The sequence below is a fragment of the Nocardia thraciensis genome, assembly GCF_054782435.1.
Genome location: NZ_BAAGSM010000039.1, coordinates 164721 through 187175 on the forward strand (window position 1 = coordinate 164721; position 22455 = coordinate 187175).

Sequence of the window (22455 nt, forward strand, 5' to 3'; positions counted from 1 at the left end):
GCGGCGCGCTACTGCTGTCGGTGCTGCCGGTACCAGCGGATCAGCGTGTCGGTAGACGAATCCGATTGCGGGGCAGGGTCTTCTGTCGAGGTCAGCAGCGGCTCCAACGCCAGGGCCTGCTGCTTGCCCAGTTCCACGCCCCACTGGTCGAAGCTGTCGATGCCCCAGATCGCGCCCTCGACGAACACCTGGTGCTCGTACAGCGCGATCAGCTGCCCCACCACGGACGGGGTCAGCCGCGGTGCGAGGATTGTCGTGCTGGGTCGATTGCCCGGCATCACCTTGTGCGGCACCAGCTTCGGGTCGGTGCCCTCTGCGGCGATCTCCTCGGCGGACTTGCCGAAGGCGAGCACCTTGGTCTGCGCGAACAGGTTGCTCATCAGAATGTCGTGCATGCTGCCGGCGCCGTCGCGGGTCGGCAGATCGTCGGTGGGCCGGGCGAATCCGATGAAATCGGCCGGAATCAACCGGGTGCCCTGATGGAGCAGCTGGTAGAAGGCGTGCTGTCCGTTGGTGCCCGGCTCGCCCCAGAAGATCTCCCCGGTGGACGCGCCGACCGGGCTGCCGTCCGCGCGCACCGACTTGCCGTTGGACTCCATCGTCAGCTGCTGCAGGTAGGCGGGGAAGCGGGCCAGGTCGTTCGAATACGGCAGCACCGCACGCGATTCCGCGCCGAAGAAGTTCGAGTACCACACGCCGAGCAGCCCCAGCAGCACCGGCGCGTTCCGCGCCGGGGGAGCGGTCCGGAAATGCTCGTCCACGCTGTGCATTCCGGCCAGGAACTCCGCGAAGCGCTCCTTGCCGACCGTCGCCATCACCGACAGTCCGATGGCCGAGTCGACCGAGTAGCGCCCGCCGACCCAGTCCCAGAAGCCGAACATGTTCGCGGTGTCGATACCGAACGCGGCCACCCGCTCGGCGTTGGTGGACACCGCCACGAAATGCTTGGCGACCGCGTCCTCGCCCAGCGCCGCGACCAGCCAGCGCCGCGCGGCGGTGGCGTTGGTCAGCGTCTCCAGCGTCGAAAACGTCTTGGACGCAACGACGAACAGCGTGGTCGCCGGATTCAGCCCGGCGAGCTTAGCGGTCAGGTCCGCCGGGTCGATATTGGAGACGAACCGCGCCGAGATACCGGCGTCGGCGTAGTGCCGCAGCGCCAGGTGCACCATGACGGGGCCGAGATCGGAGCCGCCGATGCCGATGTTCACCACCGTCTCGATGCGCTCGCCCGTGGCGCCGCGCCACTGCCCGGAACGCACCGCGTCGGTGAACTCACCCATGCGGCGCAGCACCTCGTGTACCTCGGCCCCGGCGTCGGCGCCGTCGATGGTCATCGACCCGCCCTTCGGGAGCCGCAGCGCCACGTGCCCGACGGCGCGGTCCTCGGAGGTGTTGATGTGGTCGCCGCGGAACATCGCGTCGCGGTGCCCCGGAACCCCGGCGGCCTCGGCCAATTCGACCAGCAGGTCCAGGGTTTCGCGCGTCACGCGGTGCTTGCTGTAGTCGATCCGCAGATCCGCGACCTGGATCGTCAGGTCGCGACCGCGCTCGGGATCGTCGGCGAAGAACTCACGCAGGTGCCGCCCCGCCACCGCCGCGTGATGATCGTGCAGTTTCCGCCAGGCCGCCGTCGCGGTGATGTCGCTGCTCACGATGGCGAGATTACCCACCCCGCCCCCGACGCGCAGGTAACTGTCGCTGGTGTCCCTGCCTCGAGGACGGGGAACGTGTGCACCACCGGCACGGCGGACTACACCGCCGCACCAGGCATAGGCTGGGCGCATGGTGTCCGAACGTGAACTCCTCGAGTCCGTACCCACACAGCTCTGGATCGGCGGCCCGGTGGATGCCACCGGCGGCGCGACGTTCCCGGTGGAGAACCCGGCCACCGGAGAGCCCGTCGCGCACGTCGCCGACGCCGCCCCCGAAGACGCGGTGCGCGCGCTCGACGCCGCGGTCGCGGCGCAGGACGAGTGGGCCGCGACCACCGCGCGCGACCGGTCGGAGATCCTGCGCGCGGTTTACGACCGCATCATCGAACGCACCGAGGACTTCGCGCTGCTGATGACCCTGGAAATGGGCAAGGCACTGCAGGAGAGCCGCAACGAGGTCCGCTACGGCGCCGAGTTCTTCCGCTGGTTCGCGGAGGAGGCCGCCCGCATCCACGGCCGATATCAGACCGCGCCGACCGGCACCGGCCGGATCGTGGTGCACAAGCAGCCGGTCGGGCCGTGCCTGGCGATCACGCCGTGGAACTTCCCCCTCGCCATGGGTACCCGCAAGATCGGCCCGGCACTGGCGGCGGGCTGCACGATGATCGTCAAACCGGCGTCGGCGACCCCGCTGACCATGCTGCTGCTGGCCCGGCTCTGCGCCGACGCGGGCCTGCCCGACGGGGTGCTGTCAGTGATCACCAGCCGCCGCTCCGGCGCGGTCACCGAGCCCCTGCTCAACGATCCGCGCCTGCGCAAGCTCACCTTCACCGGCTCCACCGAGGTCGGGAAGACCCTGGTCGAGAAGTCCGCGCACGGGCTGCTGCGCACCTCGATGGAGCTGGGCGGCAACGCCCCGTTCGTGGTCTTCGACGACGCGGACGTCGACGCCGCGGTCACCGGCGCGATGCTGGCCAAGCTGCGCAACGGCGGCGAGGCCTGCACGGCGGCCAACCGTTTCCACGTGCACAACTCCGTGCGCGCGGAATTCACCGACAAGTTCGCCGCCGCCATGGCCGAGGTGCGACTCGGTCCCGGCAGCGACCCGGCGACCACGCTGGGCCCCTTGATCAACCAGAACCAGCTCGACACCGTCACCGAACTGGTCGACGACGCGGTCGCCAAGGGCGCGCAGATCCGCATCGGCGGCAAGGCCCCCGGCGGCCCGGGCTACTACTACCCGGCGACGATCCTGTCCGAGGTCCCCGCCGCCGCCCGCATCCTGCGCGAGGAAGTGTTCGGCCCAGTCGCCCCGATCGTCGGCTTCGATACCGAGGAGGAGGGTCTGGCCGCGGCCAACGACACCGAATTCGGCCTGGTCGCCTACGCCTACACGCGGAACCTGGACCGCGCGCTGCGCATCGCCGAGGGGCTGGAATCCGGCATGGTCGGCATCAATCGCGGCGTCATCTCCGACCCCGCGGCCCCCTTCGGTGGCGTCAAGGCCTCCGGCTTCGGCCGCGAGGGCGGGTTCGAGGGCATCGACGAATACCTGTCCACCAAGTACATCGCGCTGCCGTAGCACAGGAAAAGCCGCCCCGGGGTGAATTCACCCGGGGCGGCCTGGGGGCGCGGTGCTCGTCGAACGCCGCGTGGTCTGTGGCCCGGTCAGTGACCGAGGCGGCCGCGGCCGAGGCGCAGCAGCAGCATGGCGAGGGTGTGACCCTCCTGGCCCAGTTCGCTGAAGCGCTCCAGCACCTTCATCTCGCGGGAGTGGACCAGGCGCGGGCCGCCGTTGGCCATCCGGGTGCGGCCGATGATTCTCGAGACCTCGGTGCGGCGCTTGATCGCTGCGAGAATTTCGGCGTCGAGCCGGTCGATCTCCTTGCGGAGCTTGTCGATCTCCGCCTCGCTGCTGGGCAGCGCCGCGTCGGACCCGGTCTCGGTCGTAGAGGTGCTCATGTACTTTCTCTCCTCGTGTCAGAACCAGGATCGGCAGGCGGCCCCACCCCGTTACCGTCGGTTCTTTCACCATGAAACAGACCCGGTGGGTCTTTCATTGTCCCCCGTCGAGTATCCGCGCTCAGGTGCGAGGTCGGTGACCACGATAGTCAGTGATCAGCCGAGCAGCAGTGGTCGTGAGCGCGCAGGTCATGTGGCCAGTCTGCCACGGGCCCGAGGGTGAGCCAAACGGTTCCTGTTCCCAGGAGGGGTCAGAATGCCGCCGGACTACAGGATGTCGGTGCCCGCCGGTAGCGTGGATGGACGATGGAGACGACGGTGGCGGAAGAGATGCGCTCTGATTCGGGACCAGCGGGTTCGGGACATTCGGGGCGGACCCAGGGGGACAAGCAGTCCGCGGAGCGGTCCGAACTCCTACTCGAGGGGCTGAATCCACAGCAGCGGGCGGCGGTCGTGCACACCGGCTCCCCGCTGCTGATCGTCGCCGGGGCGGGTTCGGGCAAGACGGCGGTGCTCACCCGCCGCATCGCCTATCTGCTGGGCGCGCGCGGCGTCACGCCCGGCCAGATCCTGGCCATCACCTTCACCAACAAGGCCGCCGCCGAGATGCGGGAGCGCGTGATCGGCCTGGTCGGCCCGCGCGCCACCACCATGTGGGTCTCCACCTTCCACGCCAGCTGCGTGCGCATCCTGCGCACCCAGGCCGCCCTGGTGCCGGGCCTGAACTCCAACTTCTCCATCTACGACGCCGACGACTCGCGCCGCCTGCTGGCCATGATCGGCCGCGACCTGAATCTCGACCCCAAGAAGTACTCGCCGCGCCTGCTGGCCACGGCCATCTCGAACCTCAAGAACGAGCTCACCGATCCCGAAACCGCCTCGGCCGACGCGGAATCCGACGAGAGCGAGCTGCCCGGCATCGTGGCCGATGTCTACACCGAGTATCAGCGGCGGCTGCGCGCGGCCAACGCCCTGGACTTCGACGACCTGATCGGCGAGACGGTGGCGTTGCTGCAGCATCACCCGCAGGTCGCCGAGTACTACCGCCGCCGCTTCCGGCACGTGCTGGTCGATGAGTACCAGGACACCAACCACGCGCAGTACGTGCTGGTGCGCGAGCTGGTCGGGCATCATTCCGAGGCCGAACTGGACGACGCCGACGCCGGGGCCACGGCGGCCGATCCCGAGTTCACCCCGGTGCGGCGCGAGGACGCGGTCCCGCCCAGCGAGCTGTGCGTGGTCGGCGACGCGGACCAGTCCATCTACGCGTTCCGCGGCGCCACCATCCGCAATATCGAGGAGTTCGAGCGCGATTTCCCCGACGCGGAAACCATTCTGCTGGAACAGAACTACCGCTCCACCCAGCACATCCTGTCCGCGGCCAACTCGCTGATCTCCAAGAACGAGGGCCGCCGCGAGAAGAAGCTGTGGACCGACTCCGGCGACGGCGACCTGATCGTCGGCTACGTCGCCGACAACGAGCACGATGAGGCCTCGTTCGTGGCCCGCGAGATCGACCGCCTGGTCGACCAGGGCGAGTACAACTACGGCGATGTCGCGGTGTTCTACCGCACCAACAACAACTCCCGCGCGTTGGAGGAGATCTTCATCCGGATGGGGCTGCCGTACAAGGTGGTCGGCGGTGTCCGGTTCTACGAGCGCAAGGAGGTCCGCGATATCGTCGCCTACCTGCGCGTGCTGGAGAATCCGGACGATGCGGTGAGCATGCGCCGCATTCTCAACACCCCGCGCCGCGGCATCGGTGACCGGGCCGAGGCCTGTGTGGCCGTGCACGCCGAACAGCGCGGCATCGGTTTCGCCGCGGCGCTGCGCGATGCCGCCGCGGGCAAGGTGGCGCTGCTGAATACCCGTGCGCAGCGGGCCCTCTCGGGCTTCATGGACCTGCTGGACGAGATCCGGGCGGCAGGCGCCGTCGAGGACCTGGACTTCCCGGATGTCGGCAATGTCGTCGAGGCCGTGCTGGACCGCACGGGCTACCGCGCCGAACTGGAGGCCTCCGACGATCCCCAGGACGGCGCCCGCTTGGACAACCTCAACGAATTGGTCAGCGTCGCCCGCGAATTCAGCTCCGAGGCTCGCAACAATGTGGAGGCCGCCCGGGAGGAGGGTCTGGTGCCCGAGGCCGCGGAGGGCGAGGCGGAACCGGGCTCGCTGGCCGCGTTCCTGGAGCGGGTGTCGCTGGTCGCCGACACCGACCAGATCCCCGACGAGGGCACCGGCGTGGTCACGATGATGACCCTGCACACCGCGAAGGGCCTGGAATTCCCGGTCGTCTTCGTGACCGGCTGGGAGGACGGCCAATTCCCGCACATGCGGGCGCTGGGCGATCCGGCCGAGCTGGCGGAGGAGCGGCGCCTCGCCTACGTCGGGCTCACCCGTGCGCGCCGCCGCCTGTACCTCACCCGCGCGGTGATGCGTTCCGGCTGGGGCCAGCCGGTCTCGAACCCGGAATCTCGCTTCCTGCAGGAGATTCCGCCCCACCTGCTCGATTGGCAGCGGCTGGAGCCCGCGGCCAGCGCGACCACCCGGGGCTTCCGCCGCCGCGGTGGCGACGACGAGGGCCTGGAACGCGACTGGACGCGTGGCGACGGCTGGTCCGACCAGCGCCCCGGCCTGCGCGACCGCGGTCCCCGCCGCCCCGCCCCCGGCGGCTCCGGAAAACGCAACAACACGAACCTGGTCCTGGCCGTAGGCGACCGCGTCAGCGACGACAAATACGGCCTCGGCCGCGTCGTAGCCGCCGAGGGCTTCGGCGCTCTCGCCACGGTAACCATCGACTTCGGCACCGCCGGAAAGATCCGCCTCATCCCCCAATACAGCCGCACCCTGGTCAAGCTGTAGTTTCCGGCCAAGAGCGCCGGAAACGACAGACGGTAGCTCCGGCCGAAAGTACGCCGAAACGACGGATGGTAGGCCCGGCCGAAAGTACCCCGGAAACGACAGACGGTAGGGCCAGCCAAAAGCACGCCGGAAATGAGGGACGGTAGGCCCGCGTGCTGCGTGCGGAACTCTGATTTCCCGGCATGCTTTTCGCCGGGAACCTCAGTCGCGCTGGGCGCCCAGGGAGATGCCTCGCGAGGCGAGCCAGGGGAGGGGGTCGATGGGCTGGGTGCCGTTGAGATGGACCTCGAAGTGGCAGTGCGGGCCCGTGGAGAAGCCGCGGTTGCCGACCGTGGCGATCTGGTCGCCCGCCATGACGCGCTCGCCGACGTTGACCGTCGTGGTGTCGACGTGGCCGTAGACCGTGACGGTGCCGTCGTCGTGGCGCAGGCGGACCCACATGCCGAAACCGGAGGCCGGGCCCGCATCGATCACGGTGCCGTCCTCGACGGCGTAGATGGGGGTGCCGATCGGCGCCGCGACGTCCACACCGTTGTGCGGTGCGCCCCAGCGGAATCCGAATCCGGAGGTGTAGTTGCCGTAGGCGAACTTGGTGAACAGCGGGCGCAGCTTGGCGGCCTCCTGCGCGGCCAGATCCTCGGCGAACTGCTGGCCGTGCTGCAGAATGTCGCTGAACTGGCTGATATCGGTCACCGGGGCGACGCTGACCAGCTGGGAGGAGGTCTGCCCGCCCGCCGCGGCGGGATCGGCGAGGCTCACCGACTGCGCGGCGATCTCGTGCACCTGCCCGTCGGCCTGATAGTCGGCGGTCGAGGTCTGGCTCTGCCCGCCGGACTCCATACCCGCCTGTCCGGCGGCGACGACGGCCCCCGCGGCGACCGCGACGACGGCCGCGCGACCTTTGAGCGCGGCGGGCGGTGCTGGCATCCGATGCGCGCCGCTGCGCCGGGCGGCCACCCGACTGGGCCGGGCGAGGGGGCTGGGCGTGTCGCCGACGTCGGTGCGCGGCCATCCGGCGCGCAGCCGATCGGGGTCGAACGGCTGATCGTCCGCTGCCGGGTAGTCGTAGGCGCCGTGTCGGTCGTCGCCGTCCGGGAGGTTCGGCGTGTTCCAGGCGTCCCAGTCCGCTGATCCGGATGCGGTCCAGGTGTTCTCGGCCGGGCCCGGATTCCACTCGGCGGCGCCGGGGGCGCTCCAACCGGTGGCCTGCGCGGGCGCCGATCCGGCGTATCCGCCGCCACCGAAGTGCTGCTGGCCGCCGAAGGGTTCGTCGTTACGGCGATAACGGCGTGCGGACCGCGCGCGATGACCGGGTTGATAAGGATCGACGCTCATCGGCGGAATTCCGGCACGGGGTGACGCTGTGAGGTGGACGGGTCGCCTGCGGAGCGGCTCTCTACCTGCGGAGCGCTGTGCTGCAACAAGCCTGCCGTCCTCCTGTGTCGTGTGATGAGTCCCGCCGTGGTTACGCATACTGCCATCGGTGGGAAGTTTTCTTCCCGACGGCGTCGTGACCGTGCTGTGACATCGACCGCATCGACGGTAACGAAACGATTGCAGGTCGGCAAGCGCTGCGGCCCTTCCTGTCCTGGCATGTGAGATTGATCACGATAACAGCAAGGAATATCTCACTGTCGGGTGGGCACCCGCGTGAGCCCACTTGACGACGAGGTGTAGTAGCCCGCCCCGAATATGTACCTTCTCCGGCCCGACCTGCCGTGCCGGGAGCAACCTACTCGTCGGTAGTGTTGGCCAGCGGTTTTGCCGCCCGGTATGCGGTCCCGTGACCTGCGCCACTTAGGCTGTATGCGGCTGATTTCCCGTCCCCGTGACTGATTAGAGTCCGACCCGACCCGCCTCCGACGACGGGCCGCCAACAAAGACGTTGTACAACAACGCAGACGAGACGGTGAGTACATGGATCTCTTCGAATATCAGGCGAAGGAGCTCTTCGTAAAGCACGGAGTGCCTTCGTCGGAAGGCCGGGTCACGGACTCGGCCGAGGATGCCCGTGCGATCGCGACCGAGATCGGCAAGCCTGTGATGATCAAATCGCAGGTCAAGGTCGGTGGCCGCGGCAAGGCCGGCGGCGTGAAGTACGCCGCCGCACCGGAGGACGCCTTCACCCACGCCTCCAACATCCTGGGCCTGGACATCAAGGGCCACGTCACCAAGAAGATCCTGGTCGCGGAGGCCAAGGACATCGCCTCGGAGTACTACATCTCCTTCCTGCTCGACCGCTCCAACCGCACCTACCTGGCCATGTGCTCGGTCGAGGGCGGTATGGAGATCGAAGAGGTGGCTGCCACCAAGCCCGATCGCCTGGCCAAGGTGCCGGTCGACGCGGTCAAGGGTGTGGACCTGGCGTTCGCGCGCTCCATCGCCGAGCAGGGCCACCTGCCCGCCGACATCCTGGATGCCGCCGCGGTCACGATCCAGAAGCTGTGGGAGGTCTTCGTCGGCGAGGACGCCACCCTGGTCGAGGTGAACCCGCTGGTCCGCACGCCGGACAACGAGATCCTGGCGCTGGACGGCAAGATCACCCTGGACGGGAACGCCGACTTCCGGCACCCGGACCACGAGGCGTTCGCGGATATCGACGCCACCGATCCGCTGGAGCTGAAGGCCAAGGAGAACGACCTCAACTACGTCAAGCTCGACGGCGAGGTCGGCATCATCGGCAACGGCGCGGGTCTGGTCATGTCGACCCTGGACGTCGTCGCGTACGCGGGCGAGAACCACAACGGCGTCAAGCCCGCCAACTTCCTGGACATCGGTGGCGGCGCGTCGGCCGAGGTGATGGCCAACGGCCTGGACGTCATCCTGAACGACGCGCAGGTCAAGAGCGTGTTCGTGAACGTGTTCGGCGGCATCACCGCGTGTGACGCCGTGGCGAACGGCATCGTGAAGGCCCTGGAGATCCTGGGCGGCGAGGCCAACAAGCCGCTGGTCGTCCGTCTCGACGGCAACCGCGTCGAAGAGGGCCGCAAGATTCTCGCCGACGCCAACCACCCACTGGTGACGCTGGCGCAGACAATGGACGAAGGCGCCGACAAGGCCGCCGAGCTGGCAGCGGCCAAGTAAGGACAAGGACGAAAATGTCTATCTTCCTCAACAAGGACTCCAAGGTCATCGTCCAGGGCATCACCGGTGGCGAGGGGACCAAGCACACCGCGCTGATGCTCGCGGCGGGCACCCAGGTCGTCGGCGGCGTCAACGCCCGCAAGGCGGGCACCACGGTCTCGCACACCGACAAGGACGGCAACGCCGTCGAGCTGCCGGTGTTCGGCGGTGTCGCGGAGGCCATCAAGGAGACCGGCGCCGACGTCTCGATCGCGTTCGTGCCGCCGAAGTTCGCCAAGGACGCCATCATCGAGGCCATCGACGCGGAGATCCCGCTGCTGGTGGTCATCACCGAGGGCATCCCGGTGCAGGACACCGCCTACGCGTGGGCCTACAACGTCGAGAAGGGAAACAAGACCCGGATCATCGGCCCCAACTGCCCCGGCATCATCACCCCGGGCGAGGCGCTGGTGGGCATCACCCCGGCCAACATCACCGACAAGGGCCCGGTCGGCCTGGTGTCCAAGTCCGGCACCCTGACCTACCAGATGATGTACGAGCTGCGCGATTTCGGCTTCTCGACCTCCATCGGTATCGGCGGTGACCCGGTCATCGGCACCACCCACATCGACGCCATCGAGGCCTTCGAGAAGGACCCGGAGACCAAGCTCATCGTCATGATCGGCGAGATCGGCGGCGACGCCGAGGAGCGGGCCGCGGCCTACATCAAGGAGAACGTGACCAAGCCGGTCGTCGGTTACGTCGCGGGCTTCACCGCCCCCGAGGGCAAGACCATGGGCCACGCCGGCGCCATCGTCTCCGGTTCGTCGGGCACCGCCGCGGCGAAGAAGGAGGCGCTGGAGGCCGCGGGCGTCAAGGTCGGCAAGACGCCGTCCGAAACCGCCGCCCTGGCGCGCGCCATCCTGGAGAAGGCCAGCGTCACCGCCTGATCCACCGGTCGCCTACGAGGGTCGCCTTCCCGTTCCGGGGAAGGCGACCCTCGTCATAGTGCAGGGTCCGGACGCCGTGCCCGTGACCAGGACGCTCGATTGCAGTAGCGTCAGTGAGGGCATCCAGCCGTGTAGACCATGAAGGACTCGATAGGAGACGACGACATGTCATACCCGACCGGGGGCTCCGGGTACAACGCGCCCGCGCCGACGCCCTCCGCCGCGCCCAACTTCGGCCAGTCGGCAAGCGGTACCGGTGCAGGATCGGGCACCCCGGAGTCGAGTGGCGGGGCCGCCAAGGGCCTGCCGTTCTTCCTGACCGTGGGTGTCGCCGCGCTGGGCATCATCAACTTCCTGCTCGGCTTCACCGCCTTCGCCAAGACGAAGGCCCAGGACTTCGGCATGGGCGTGCGCACCGAGGAACAGTCGGAGACCTTCTTCAAGGCGGTCGGCATCTCGCCGCTGCTGGTGTTCCTGCTGCTGGGCGGGCTGCTCGCGGCCATTTCGCTGCTGCGCAAGCAGAACTACGTCGGTGCGGCCGCCGCGGCCAGCGCCGCCGGTTTCCTGGGCCTGCTGGTGCAGGCGTTCACCCTGCCCGACGAGGTCAGCCTCGCGTGGGGCGCCTGGGTGGTGTTGTTCCTGGCGCTGGTGCAGGCCGCGGCCGCCGTGGTCGCCGTGCTGTTCGAGGCGGAGATCATGTCCGCCCCGGCGCCGAAGCCCGCGGCCGCCGGGTTCGGCGGTCAGGGCGGTTACGCTCAGCAGCCCTCCTACGGCCAGGGCCAGCAGCCCTCCTACGGGCAGAGCGGCCAGGCCGGTCAGCAGTCCTACGGCCAGTACAGTCAGCAGCCGTCGTATGGACAGCCGGGTCAGGCGGGTCAGGCCGGTCAGCCGTCGTACGGCCAGTACGGTCAGCAGCCGTCGTACGGTCAGCCGGGCCAGGGCGGTCAGGCGGGCCAGTCGCAGTACGGCCAGCAGCAGTACGGCCAAGCCGGCCAGCAGAGCCAGCCGGGACAGCAGTACGGTCAGCAGGGCCAGCAGTACGGTGCGCAGTCGGCCTACGGCGCGCAGCAGCGCCCGCAGCAGCCCGCCGGTGACGAGAGCGCCACCCAGCACTTCGGCGCGCAGCCCGCGGGACAGCAGCAGTACGGCGGGCTGAGCTTCGGTCAGCCGGGCCAGTCCGGCCAGAGCGCCCAGGGCTCGCAGGGCCAGCCGTTCGGCGAGGGCCAGGCCGCCAACCCGGCCGCGGACGCCACCAAGGCGTTCCGCCCCGAGGACGACCAGAAGTAACAACGCGTTTCATACGTCGGCGAGTCCGGTGGCGCCCCTGACGGCGCGCCTGGCTCGCCGACGTGCGTTTCGGTGTCACGCTGAGTTCTTGTGAGTGCGGTGTGCAGCGGCCGGTCCGCGCGGTGTATCGCGCGGCGGGCACTGCCCGGGGGCACGATCGTCACCGCCGACGATGCCCGCACAGGTTCGGTTCGCGCGGCCGTATCGAACCCTTCGGGTCGCGCGCGATCGGCTCGCGCCGATCGCTCCGGCGGATGCCCATGATCGACAAGGTGGTGGCATGAGATCTTCGCTGGCTCGGTGGGATGGCGACCGGGTACCGCCGGGCAGGCCGGAGGGGCGCCGCGCGGGGTCCGGACGCACACCCCCCGAGGACAACGTCTTTCTCTCCCTCAGTCCGGATCGGGCCAAGGTGCTGGGGTTCCTCGCCGCGCGGACCTCGAGCTTCACCGTGGTCATCGTGGTGGCGGTGGTGCTCGCGACGCTGCTGGCGGCCGGTAGTTCGATGACCGGAGCCTCCGGTGCGATCGCCGCGGGATGGCTTGCCGTGCACCAGGTTCCGCTGGTGATCGGCAAGACGTCACTGGGCCTGCTGCCGCTGCTGCCGACCGGCGTGCTGATGTGGTTCGTGGCGCGCGACTGCGCCCGAGCGGTGGAACTCGATGCCACGCGGGCCGATCTGGGCTGGATCGTGGGCGCCGCCGTCGCCGGACCCCTCGTGATCACCGCGGTCTGTCTGGCCGTGGCCGAGGACGCCTCGGCGGTGGTGGCGCTGCAGCCCCCGGCGACGCTGGCCGCGTTCGGCTGGGTGGGCGGCCTGCATCTGCTGGCGGCGGTGGCGGGCATCGCGAGTCGAGCGAATCCGCTGCGGGAGCGGCTGTTCGCCGGGCTGCCCGACTGGGTGGCGCCGGGCGCGCGGGCGGCGCTGCGCGCGCTGCTGCGGCTGCTGGCGGCCGCGGCCGCGGTCACCGTGATCTCGCTGCTCGCGCACTGGTCGCGGATCGGCGACACCTACGGCGCTGCGGGCAATGCGGCCGGGGTGTTCGGCCTGACCCTGCTGTCGGTGCTCTACCTGCCGAATATCGCGATCGATGCGGCGGGCCTGCTGGTCGGCGCGGACGTGCACATCGGTACCGGGGCGCTCAGCGTGTTCTCCGTTGGGGGAGCGCCGGTTCCGGGCCTGCCGATCCTCGCCGCGGTGCCCGCCGGGCCCGCCGCGGGCTGGTGGCCGGTGTTGCTGCTGGCCCCTGCCGCGATCGGCGTCTGGACCGGCATGGACTGCGCGCGCACCTCCTACGACGAGATCCGCGCACCCTGGGCGACCCTCACTGCCGCGGGCCTGTCGGCGCTGGCGACGGTCGTACTCGGGGCGCTGGCGGGCGGCACGGTCGGCTCATTCGGCTATATCGGGCCCGCGGTGTGGCCGACCGCCGCGCTCGTCGTCGCCTGGCTCGCGGTTCCCGGACTGGTGGGCCTGGTCTGCGCCCGCTGGTTGCTGCCTTCGGCGGGACCGTTCGTGCACGACCGATACGCCGACGCGGCGGACGGCTACCGGGACGGATACGCCGATGCGGCAGACGGCTACCCGGACGGATACGCCGACGCGGCAGACGGCTACCGGGACGAGTACGCCGATGCGGCAGACGGCTACCCGGACGACGAGTACGCCGACGGGTACTACGACGACTACGACGACTACGCCGAGGAAGACACGGTGGACGGCGACGTGGTCGAGGGCGAACTGGTCGAGGAGCAGCCCTCCCTCTCCGATGCCACCGCGCCCAGACCCGACGATGTGGACGAACCCGCCGACATCGTCGACGCGGAAGTAGTAGAGGCGGATCTGCCCGACAGCGGCGGAACCGGCGGTCGTTAGGCGTACCTCCGCATTCGCTCCGGCCATGCGCGGGCTGACGACGGCTGCGCCGGCTGCGCCCGTTAGGCTCTAGTCGGCGGCTCTTCGACAGCCGCCGACTCCTCCGGCCCCGACACACAGGGAGTAGAGCGCTGACGACCCCGTCCGCCCAGCAGGTGCCGCCTACCGCACCCGCGACCGTCGTCGTGCTCGCCTCGGGCGCCGGGTCGCTGCTGCAATCGCTGCTCGCGGCCAGCGGGGAGCCGGACTATCCCGCGCGCGTGGTCGCCGTCGGCGTCGACCGGTCTTGCGCCGCAACCGAACACGCACAGGCCGCCGGTGTCCCGCACTTCCGGGTGGCGCCCGGCGACCATCCCGATCGCGCGGCCTGGGATGCCGCGATGACCGCCGCGGTCGCGGCGCACGAACCCGATCTCGTGGTGTCCGCGGGCTTCATGCGGATCCTCGGTCCGGCGTTCCTCGGGCGCTTCGGCGGCCGGATCATCAACACCCACCCCGCGCTGCTGCCCTCCTTCCCGGGCGCGCACGGGGTGCGCGACGCGCTCGCCTACGGGGTGCGAGTGACGGGTTCCACCGTGCACCTGGTCGACGCCGGTATCGATACCGGGCCGATCCTCGCTCAGGAGGCGGTGCCGGTGCTGCCCGGCGACGACGAAACGACCCTGCACGAGCGGATCAAGGTTGTGGAGCGGCGGTTGCTGGCCGATGTGGTGGCCGCCGTCGCGACCCGAGGCATTGTCTCCGATGGACGAAAGGCAGTAATTCCAGATGAGCGAGTTTTCCGGTGACTGAGCGCAAACCGATCCGCAGGGCCCTGGTCAGTGTCTACGACAAGGCCGGTCTCGTCGAGCTGGCCACCGGACTGCACGCGGCGGGCGTAGAGCTGGTGTCGACCGGGTCGACCGCGGCGCGCATCGCCGACGCCGGCGTCCCGGTGACGAAGGTGGAGGACCTGACCGGATTTCCGGAAACCCTGGACGGGCGGGTGAAGACGCTGCACCCGCGGGTGCACGCGGGCATCCTGGCCGACCTGCGCAAGCCCGAGCACGCCGACCAGCTGGTCGAGCTGGGTGTGGAGGCCTTCGACCTGGTGGTGGTGAACCTGTACCCGTTCACCGAGACCGTCGCGAGCGGCGCCACCCCCGACGAATGCGTCGAGCAGATCGACATCGGCGGACCGTCCATGGTGCGCGCGGCCGCCAAGAACCATCCCTCGGTGGCCGTGGTCGTCGATACCGGCGACTACGACGACGCCCTGGTCGCGGTGAAGTCCGGCGGGTTCACCCTCGCCGAGCGAACCACGCTGGCGGCCAAGGCATTCCAGCACACCGCGAGCTATGACGTCGCGGTGGCGAGCTGGATGACCAGCGTGCTGACCGCCGATCCCGCCGCCGGACAGCAGTTCCCGGAATGGGTGGGCGGAACCTGGACCCGCGAAGCGGTGCTGCGCTACGGCGAGAACCCGCACCAGTCCGCGGCGCTGTACGCGGCCGACGGTGCGGGCGGTCTGGCGCAGGCAAAGCAGTTGCACGGCAAGGAGATGTCGTACAACAACTACACCGATGCCGACGCCGCCTGGCGGGCGGCGTGGGACCACACCGCGCCCACCGTGGCGATCGTGAAGCACGCCAATCCCTGCGGCATCGCGGTCGGCGCCGATATCGCCGAGGCGCACCGCAAGGCGCACGCCTGCGATCCGGTCAGCGCGTTCGGCGGCGTCATCGCGGCCAATCGCGAGGTGACCGTGGAGATGGCCGAGCAGGTGGCAGAGATCTTCACCGAGGTGATCGTGGCGCCCGGCTATGCCGACGGTGCGGTGGAAGTGTTGCAGCGCAAGAAGAATGTGCGCATCCTGGTCGCCGATCAACCGCGCCGCGGGGGTGTGGAGCTGCGCCCGATCAGCGGCGGTGCGCTGCTGCAGCAGTCCGACATCGTCGACGCCGAGGGCGACGACCCGGCCAACTGGACGCTCGCGGCGGGCGACGCCGCCGACGCGGCTACCCTCGCCGATCTCGAATTCGCCTGGCGCGCCTGCCGTGCGGTGAAGTCGAACGCCATTCTGCTGGCGCACGATGGAGCCTCGGTCGGCGTCGGCATGGGGCAGGTCAACCGGGTCGACGCGGTGCATCTGGCGGTGCTGCGCGCGGGCGATCGCGCGACGGGGTCCGTCGCGGCGTCGGACGCTTACTTTCCGTTCCCGGACGGTCCGCAGCAGTTGATCGCGGCGGGTGTGAAAGCCATTGTGCAGCCGGGTGGTTCGGTGCGCGACCAACTGACCATCGATGTCTGCCGGGAGGCCGGGCTGACGATGTACCTGACGGGGGCGCGCCACTTCGCGCACTGAGTCACTACCGAAACCGAGTCACGGCAAGGACGAGGCCCTGCGCGAAATACCGTTCCGCGCAGGGCCTCGTCTCATCCAGCCGCCGGGCCTTCCTCATCCCGGCACCCGGGTTTCGCTGTCCCGGCCGGGGCCGGGCGCGAGTCGGGTGGCTCGTGTGGCCTGTGTCAGTACTCGTGTGGCTTGTGTCAGGGAACGTATCACCGGCGCGGCGGTCTCGCGACCGATCGCGAAGCTGTGCATGCGGCACGCACCCCTATGGTGACCGACGTCACAATTCGCCCTCGTATCAACGTCGTCCATTGCTCTTGCATCTGTGATTGCGCCGAATTTATTTGGCGCTGAGCACCTTTCGATCACCGAGCGGCCGCTGCAGCGGCACCTCCAGCGTGCCGAGCACCGCGATCATCGTGCACATCCGCCCGACCGCCCCCGGCAAGGTTCCCGACCGCAGTTCGACGGTGACCGTGTCGTCGGTCTCGGTGGTGCTCGCGTCCACGCCGTAGCACTCGGGCGAGCCGACCTGGAAATTCACCGCGATCCGGTCGGGGGCAACCCGATTCCAGCTCTCGAACGGGATCGGCCGGGCGCCGACGAGGGCGGGGTTCGCGGTGAACATCCGTCCGGGCTGCGGCTGCTCCAGTTCGATCGGGGCGTCCGGGCCCGACGTCGTGCTGGTGCTCGTATTCGCTTGTGTCCCACCGTCGTCCGTGCCGCCGCACGCCGCGATCAGCAGGGTCGGCAAGAGCGCACCGGCCGCGGCCGCGCGGCGTCCACGCGAGATCCAGTCCATGATCGTTCACCCTAGCGGGCGGCGACCGACGGCCCGCACCGGTCACGGTCCCGACAAGCCAGTGAACTTTCTGCAACGACTGCGCGTAAACGCTGCGGTCATCGGGTCCGCCAACTATCGTTCGCAAACGATGAGCGAACGCGGTTCGGGCGCCATCGAGCTACCGACGAAGTGATCCCCTTCTCCGAAAGGAACCACCGTGGGCGACTCCCTGAACGTGGGCGATGAACTCGGTCTCGGCCAATCCCTGCAGGGCGGTGCGTACACCCTGACGCTTCAGAACGACGGTAACCTGGTGCTTTCCGAACCGGGCGGCGTCGTCTGGGCAACCAACACGCACGAGCGGGGTGTGCGGCGCGCCATCCTGCAGGACGACGGCAATTTCGTGCTCTACTCCGACAGCGGCCCGGCCTGGGCCACCGACACCAACGGCAAGAACGTCGACCGGCTGGTCATGCAATCGGACCGCAACCTCGTGCTGTACGGCACGGACGGCAGCGCGGTCTGGGCCTCGGACACGGTCACCGACAGCCCGATCCCGGCGCCGGAGCCCGAGGTCGAGATGGCGGCGGTCGTCGAGGACCAGGCGCCGCCCCCGGCCGCACCGCAACCCCAGACCTACACCGTCGAACCGGGCGACACCCTGTGGGCCATCGCCGAACGCTTCTACGGCGACGGCAACCGCTACCTGGAGATCGCGGGCGCCAGTGGCGTAGACAACCCCGACGCCATCGACGTCGGCCAGGTACTCACCATCCCGTAGCGACCGACCTCCGATGTGCAGAGAATCCCGGTGCGCACGCACCGGGATTCTCTGTCTTCTCCTTATTTCCTGGATTTCTCTTGTTTCCCGGCGTTCTTCTCTTGTTTCCCGGCGGCCTTCTCTTGTTTCCCGGCGTTCTTCTCTTATTTCCCGGTGATCTTCTCTTCTTTCCCGGCGTGCTTTTGGCCGGGATCAGCGGCTGGTGAACGGCAGCAGCGCCATCTCGCGGGCGTTCTTCACCGCGGTGGCGACCTGTCGCTGCTGCTGCGGGGTCAGGCCGGTGACGCGGCGGCTGCGGATCTTGCCGCGGTCGGAGATGAAGGTGCGCAGCAGGTTCACGTCCTTGTAGTCGACGGTCTCGATGCCGGCGGCGATCAGGGGGTTCTTCTTGGGGCGGCGCGCCTGCTCGGCGCGGACCTTCTTCGATGGCGCTCGCTTCACAGCCATGTCAGCATCCTTTCTCGGCTCGAGATCCGGGGTGGTCTACCAACTCGATTTGCGTACACCGGGCAGCTCCCCCCGGTGGGCCATCTCGCGCACGCGCACGCGCGAGAGACCGAACTTCCGGAGATGTCCACGCGGGCGTCCATCCGTGGCGTCCCGATTGCGCAAGCGTACCGGACTGGCGTCGCGCGGCAGCCGCTGCAGGGCGAACTGCGCCGCCGCCCGCTGCGCGTCCGGGGTGGCCGGGTTCCGGATGAGTTCCTTGAGTTCCGCTCGGCGCTCGGCATGCCGTTCGACGACGAGTTTGCGCTGCTCATTGCGCGCGATCTTGGATTTCTTGGCCACCTCAGCGCTCCTCTCGGAAGTCCACGTGCTTGCGCACGACCGGGTCGTACTTGCGCAGGATCATCCGGTCCGGATCGTTGCGGCGGTTCTTGCGCGTGACGTAGGTGTAGCCGGTGCCCGCCGTCGAGCGCAGCTTGATGATGGGTCGAATCTCGTTGCGCGCCATCAGATCTTCTCTCCCCGCGCGCGCAGCCGGGCGACGACCGCCTCGATGCCGTCGCGATCGATGGTCTTGATGCCCTTGGCCGAGACGGTCAGCGTGATCCGGCGGCCCTCGCTGGGCAGGTAGTAGGTCTTGCGCTGGATGTTCGGATCCCAGCGCCGGTTGGTCCGCACATGCGAGTGCGAGACGGACTTGCCGAAGCCCGGCTTGCGTCCGGTGACCTGGCAGTGAGCCGACATAGGAGCCCTCCTTTTCTCGACGGCGGTGCTCCGGGCCGCTCACACCGCAATGACAATCATTTTCGACAACAGTCGATCGACACTGTACCGTTGGCCGTCGGTAAATGAAAATCATTGTCGAAAGGGGTTCCGGTGATGTCTCACCCCGACGGCCGCACGCCGGTCGTGATGCTGGCCGGGTTCGAGGGACTCGCCGCGACCGGCGTGGACCATCTGGCGCGGATGCTGCGAGAGGCGCCGGGCACCGTGGTGGTCCGGCACGACCTGAGTGAACTGCGTGAGGGCGTGGTGCGCCGCACCGTGTCCCATATGCCGGACGAGGGTGCGATGCCCGTGGAGAACACCACCGTGCACGAGCTCGCGCATGGTTGTGTCTCCTGCACGCTGCGTGCGGATCTGCTGCCGCTGCTGGTTCAGCTGGCCGCGCGGGCTACGGTGCGGCGCATCGTGATCGCCCTGGATCCGGCGTTCGAGGCGGAGGCTGTGTGCCATGCGATCGAGCAGGTTCCGGTCGCCGGGGTGATCGGGCGCGTGGACGGTCCGGCGGGCCGGGACGTGCGCATCGAGGCCGTGGTCACCTGCCTGGACGCGCGGACCTGGCTGTCCGGGGCGCTGAGCGAGGAAACACTGGCCGAGCGCGGTCTGGCCGACGCCGACGACGACCGGACGGTGGCGCAGCTCGCCGTCGGGCAGGTCGAATTCGCCGATGCCGCCGTGGTTTTCACGGCGCGCGAACTCGATGGTGCGGATGCGGCGCGGCTGCAGGCGGTGCTGGACCGGCTGATTCCGCAGGCGCCTGTGGCGTGGGCGGGTGACCCGAATGCCTTGGACGCCAACGGAATCGAGGCTCTGCTCGAGCGGATTCCGGCGGACTCCCGGCGCGGCCGGATCTTCGACGCGCACGCCCCGCTGCTGCGCGGGCAGCCGCCGCTGGACACCGAGCACGGGGTCGCGCTGGTCGAATTCTCCACCGACCGGCCGTTCCATCCGGCCCGCCTGCACGAGGCGCTGGACGTGCTGTTCGACGGCGTCGTCACCGCGCGCGGCCGGATCTGGCTGGCCACGCAGCCGGACGAGGTGGTGTGGCTGGAGTCGGCCGGTGGTGGGCTGCGCGTCGGGGGCGCCGGGCGCTGGCTGGCGGCGATGAGCCCCGCGGAGCGTGCCGCCGCCGATCCGGATCGGCGGGCGCTGGCGGCGCTGCGCTGGCACGAGCAGTTCGGCGACCGCGATATCTCCCTGTCGATCCTGGTGTGTGACGCCGACCCGGACGAGATCCGTCGGGCACTGCACTGGGCCCTGGTCGACGACGCCGAACTGCTGCTGGTGCACGGCGCGCCGGAGCTGGTCGCGCAGTGGGAGGACCCGTTCGGCGCGTGGCATTCCGATCCGTGCGAGGACGGCTCGGAAGCGGACTCGGCACACAGCGCCTCGCCGACCGGCGAGCGGCGCACGAAGGAAAGGTAGGACCATGAAGTCAGGGATCCACCCCGATTACCATCCGGTGATCTTCGAGGACGTGAGCACCGGCAAGCGCTTCCTCACCCGGTCCACCGCCACCGGCACCCGGACCGCGGAGTGGACCGACGGCAACAGCTATCCGCTGATCACCGTCGACGTCACCTCCGATTCGCATCCGTTCTGGACCGGCGCCAATCGCGTGCTGGACACCCAGGGACGGGTGGAGAAGTTCGAACGCAAATACGGCAGACGGCAACGCGGCCAGGCGGATTCCGCGGTCCGGTCCGATCGAGGGGAGGACTAGACATGGCGGTGCCGAAGCGACGCATGTCGCGGGCCAACACTCGCAGCCGGCGGGCGAACTGGAAGGCGACGCCACCCGACCTGGTGCCGGTCAGCGTCGGGGGCGTCGTCCACAAGGTGCCGCGGCGGCTGGTGACCGCGGTGCGGCGCGGACTGATCGATCCCGAGCGGCTGTAGCGCTCGGGTCCCGGACGCACCGCGGCCACCGTGCGACGCACGGTGGCCGCGGTGTCGTTCGCAGGGGTTACCCCTCTTTGTCGGCCAGGTCGGCCAGGGCCGCCGCGAGCCGGAAGTACTTGTTCGACGCCAGGTCGGCGACGGTCTTGACGCCCAGGGCATCCAGTAGCTGGGCGTCGTGCTTTTCGGTCAGCCCGGCCAGTGCCGACGGGGGAGCGGACAGGATCTCCTTCAGCGTCTTGTTCTCGTACGCCTTGTCGAGGGCCTTGTCGAGGGACACGGTGACTGCCATCGGAATCTCCTTGGGAGCGAGTGGTGTTCGTGCCACCCGACGATAACTCGAAGTGTGCCCGTTGCGTGCGGTATCGGCCGCTTCGGCAACAGACCATACGGTCTTGTTGTGTCGTGTCCGATATGGTCGATGTGTTCGGATGCGGCGTTCCGGTGGTTACCTGTGAGATGGTGACTAGCTGCGCGGGTGCGGCTCGGTTCGATTGCCTAGCGATAGCTAAATGGCGAACTACCTACTGTTAGTTGGTTTTTGGGGAACGAAAAAGTCTCATCGAAGTGATGATTTCGTGCTGTGCCGCCGGTACCCTCATCCAGGAGGGCGGGTTCCCCCGAGAAGATCGGGAGAACCCGCTCATCGCCACTTCGTAGCCCGATCGGGCACACTCCCCCGTATCGCGTCGGCGCCGTCACTTCGAAGGCCGTGTGCCGGTGGTGCGTTGCGGATCGCCGTCCGCCCGGTGCGGGTCCTCACGGCCCGGCAGAGGCAGGTCGGGCAGCAGCGCCTCCAGCCGCGCCAGCTGATCGCCGACCAGTTCGGCCGGACCCTCCAGCAGCGACAGGGGCCAGGGCCAGCGGCGGCCCGACAGTCGCTCCACCTCCCGCTCCAGCTCCGCGACCGTCGCCTCCAAATCGCCTATTTCGGTGCGCAATTCGTCGATCAACGCCAGCGCGCCGGACACCCCGTCCACCAGCGTGCGATTGCGGCCCTGCGCGTCCTTGCCCAACTGCGGCCAGCCGGACAGGCCGGGTCCGCGCAGCTGGATCTGAATATCGCGCAGAATCGCGTCCTGTTCCGGTGTCACGTCCGGTCCCTCCTGATCCCATTGGCCGAAATCCTCGGCCTCCGCCTCGTTCACGTCGCAGACCACGCCGCCGACGACCACCTGCCGGAGGGTCTGGTGCAGTTGCCGCCGCGTCTCGACATTGCCGCCCGACCAGGCATCGGTCTGCCAGGCCCAGCGCGCGACCCCGGCGTCGAGGGCCCGGCTCAGCGGCCAGTACCCGCCGTAGACCCCCACCCACTCGCGGCCGAGCACGGTGGCCGCGCCGTCGAGATAGGCATTGATCGGCACCTGCTGGGCGGGCGTGGCATCGAAATCGACGGAGAAGTAAATGGGCCGGTCGGCGCGGCCGCCGCAGCGCAGCACCTGCGCCAGCGCGGCGTTCGCGTCCGTGACTCCGGCGCCGTAGCCGTCGAGCATGCGGGTGGCGGTGGTCTCCCAGTTCGACGCGATCGACACGTCGTGCGCGCGCAGGTCGTCGGCTTCCTCGGGGGTGAGCAGCTTGCCCGGCAGGGTTGGCCCGCCCGGCGACAGATATCGCACCACGAAGTCGTACCCGGCGGCCCGGATGGCTCGGCCGCCCGGTCTTCCGGCGGCGTAGTCCAAGCCGAAACGCATATCTACCAGTGTAATTCGCGTGGCAGGCCGCTCGCTGGCGCATGCGCGAACTGCTCGCGGGGCGGCTTCGATGCGCATCGCTGTAG

Annotated in this window: 22 protein-coding genes; 12 read left to right on the forward strand and 10 right to left on the reverse strand. The window is 69.1% G+C overall.

Translation table 11 applies throughout. The features are described 5' to 3' along the window. Positions 1–8: 8 nt before the first annotated feature. Complete coding sequence (pgi, locus tag ACYVLQ_RS25585) at positions 9–1652, reverse strand: glucose-6-phosphate isomerase (RefSeq protein ID WP_460700067.1); 1644 nt, start codon at positions 1650–1652, stop codon at positions 9–11. 130 nt (positions 1653–1782) lie between these two features. Here pgi and ACYVLQ_RS25590 point away from each other — a divergent pair, with 130 nt between their 5' ends. After that, a complete protein-coding gene (locus ACYVLQ_RS25590; protein ID WP_460700068.1) occupies positions 1783–3234 on the forward strand; it encodes an NAD-dependent succinate-semialdehyde dehydrogenase in 1452 nt (483 codons plus the stop codon). 86 nt (positions 3235–3320) lie between these two features. Here ACYVLQ_RS25590 and ACYVLQ_RS25595 read toward each other — a convergent pair whose 3' ends face one another. After that, positions 3321–3614, reverse strand: coding sequence for a chorismate mutase (locus ACYVLQ_RS25595; protein WP_068014966.1), 294 nt, complete (start codon positions 3612–3614; stop codon positions 3321–3323). 330 nt (positions 3615–3944) lie between these two features. Here ACYVLQ_RS25595 and pcrA point away from each other — a divergent pair, with 330 nt between their 5' ends. Beyond that, the gene (pcrA, locus tag ACYVLQ_RS25600; protein ID WP_460700188.1) at positions 3945–6476 is read left to right on the forward strand and encodes a DNA helicase PcrA; all 2532 of its coding nucleotides are present in this window, start codon (positions 3945–3947) and stop codon (positions 6474–6476) included. Positions 6477–6677: 201 nt separating this feature from the next. Here the strand turns inward: pcrA and ACYVLQ_RS25605 are convergent, their stop codons facing one another. Continuing rightward, positions 6678–7811: a M23 family metallopeptidase gene (locus ACYVLQ_RS25605; RefSeq protein ID WP_460700069.1), complete on the reverse strand. Its 1134-nt coding sequence runs from the start codon at positions 7809–7811 to the stop codon at positions 6678–6680. 582 nt (positions 7812–8393) lie between these two features. Between ACYVLQ_RS25605 and sucC the strand changes: the two genes are divergently transcribed. From sucC to purH, 6 genes are all read left to right on the forward strand, one after another. Then, a complete protein-coding gene (gene sucC / locus ACYVLQ_RS25610; RefSeq protein WP_460700070.1) occupies positions 8394–9560 on the forward strand; it encodes an ADP-forming succinate--CoA ligase subunit beta in 1167 nt (388 codons plus the stop codon). A gap of 14 nt (positions 9561–9574) precedes the next feature. Further along, the gene (sucD, locus tag ACYVLQ_RS25615) at positions 9575–10489 is read left to right on the forward strand and encodes a succinate--CoA ligase subunit alpha (RefSeq protein ID WP_460700071.1); all 915 of its coding nucleotides are present in this window, start codon (positions 9575–9577) and stop codon (positions 10487–10489) included. Positions 10490–10654: 165 nt separating this feature from the next. Continuing rightward, entirely contained in the window at positions 10655–11776 is a 1122-nt protein-coding gene (locus tag ACYVLQ_RS25620) for a DUF5336 domain-containing protein (RefSeq protein ID WP_460700072.1), read from the forward strand. A 280-nt stretch (positions 11777–12056) separates the two neighbouring features. Next, positions 12057–13652, forward strand: a complete 1596-nt coding sequence (locus tag ACYVLQ_RS25625) for a cell division protein PerM (protein ID WP_460700073.1) — start codon at positions 12057–12059, stop codon at positions 13650–13652. Between the two features lie 155 nt (positions 13653–13807). After that, positions 13808–14440 (forward strand): phosphoribosylglycinamide formyltransferase, encoded by a 633-nt coding sequence (gene purN, locus ACYVLQ_RS25630; RefSeq protein WP_460700074.1) that lies wholly within the window; start codon positions 13808–13810, stop codon positions 14438–14440. Further along, positions 14437–15996 carry a bifunctional phosphoribosylaminoimidazolecarboxamide formyltransferase/IMP cyclohydrolase gene (purH, locus tag ACYVLQ_RS25635; RefSeq protein ID WP_460700075.1) on the forward strand — a complete coding sequence of 520 codons (1560 nt, stop codon included), beginning with the start codon at positions 14437–14439 and terminating at the stop codon, positions 15994–15996. The genes purN and purH overlap by 4 nt, the downstream gene beginning before the upstream one ends. Positions 15997–16324: 328 nt before the next feature. Here purH and ACYVLQ_RS25640 read toward each other — a convergent pair whose 3' ends face one another. Continuing rightward, positions 16325–16786 (reverse strand): hypothetical protein, encoded by a 462-nt coding sequence (locus ACYVLQ_RS25640; protein WP_460700076.1) that lies wholly within the window; start codon positions 16784–16786, stop codon positions 16325–16327. 199 nt (positions 16787–16985) lie between these two features. On the opposite strand from ACYVLQ_RS25640, the gene ACYVLQ_RS25645 reads away from it, so the two are divergent. After that, the gene (locus tag ACYVLQ_RS25645; protein WP_460700077.1) at positions 16986–17549 is read left to right on the forward strand and encodes a LysM peptidoglycan-binding domain-containing protein; all 564 of its coding nucleotides are present in this window, start codon (positions 16986–16988) and stop codon (positions 17547–17549) included. Positions 17550–17741: 192 nt separating this feature from the next. Here the strand turns inward: ACYVLQ_RS25645 and rpsR are convergent, their stop codons facing one another. The 4 genes from rpsR to rpmB are packed head-to-tail and all read right to left on the reverse strand — an operon-like array spanning position 17742 to position 18740. Continuing rightward, positions 17742–17996: a 30S ribosomal protein S18 gene (gene rpsR, locus ACYVLQ_RS25650; protein ID WP_040792133.1), complete on the reverse strand. Its 255-nt coding sequence runs from the start codon at positions 17994–17996 to the stop codon at positions 17742–17744. Positions 17997–18032: 36 nt separating this feature from the next. Next, on the reverse strand, positions 18033–18338 hold the full coding sequence (rpsN, locus tag ACYVLQ_RS25655) for a 30S ribosomal protein S14 (protein ID WP_460700078.1): 306 nt from the start codon (positions 18336–18338) through the stop codon (positions 18033–18035). A gap of 1 nt (position 18339) precedes the next feature. Beyond that, complete coding sequence (gene rpmG / locus ACYVLQ_RS25660) at positions 18340–18504, reverse strand: 50S ribosomal protein L33 (RefSeq protein ID WP_460700079.1); 165 nt, start codon at positions 18502–18504, stop codon at positions 18340–18342. Beyond that, positions 18504–18740: a 50S ribosomal protein L28 gene (gene rpmB, locus ACYVLQ_RS25665; RefSeq protein ID WP_011211510.1), complete on the reverse strand. Its 237-nt coding sequence runs from the start codon at positions 18738–18740 to the stop codon at positions 18504–18506. Before rpmB ends, rpmG begins: the two co-directional genes overlap by 1 nt. 135 nt (positions 18741–18875) lie before the next feature. Between rpmB and mrf the strand changes: the two genes are divergently transcribed. The 3 genes from mrf to rpmF are packed head-to-tail and all read left to right on the forward strand — an operon-like array spanning position 18876 to position 20678. Next, entirely contained in the window at positions 18876–20204 is a 1329-nt protein-coding gene (gene mrf, locus ACYVLQ_RS25670; RefSeq protein ID WP_460700080.1) for a ribosome hibernation factor-recruiting GTPase MRF, read from the forward strand. Between the two features lie 4 nt (positions 20205–20208). After that, positions 20209–20502: a type B 50S ribosomal protein L31 gene (locus ACYVLQ_RS25675; protein ID WP_280266477.1), complete on the forward strand. Its 294-nt coding sequence runs from the start codon at positions 20209–20211 to the stop codon at positions 20500–20502. A gap of 2 nt (positions 20503–20504) precedes the next feature. Then, positions 20505–20678 carry a 50S ribosomal protein L32 gene (rpmF, locus tag ACYVLQ_RS25680; RefSeq protein WP_460700081.1) on the forward strand — a complete coding sequence of 58 codons (174 nt, stop codon included), beginning with the start codon at positions 20505–20507 and terminating at the stop codon, positions 20676–20678. Between the two features lie 67 nt (positions 20679–20745). Here the strand turns inward: rpmF and ACYVLQ_RS25685 are convergent, their stop codons facing one another. Continuing rightward, entirely contained in the window at positions 20746–20970 is a 225-nt protein-coding gene (locus ACYVLQ_RS25685; protein WP_068014882.1) for a hypothetical protein, read from the reverse strand. 406 nt (positions 20971–21376) lie between these two features. After that, on the reverse strand, positions 21377–22369 hold the full coding sequence (locus tag ACYVLQ_RS25690; protein WP_460700082.1) for a DUF1906 domain-containing protein: 993 nt from the start codon (positions 22367–22369) through the stop codon (positions 21377–21379). Positions 22370–22455: the final 86 nt, after the last annotated feature.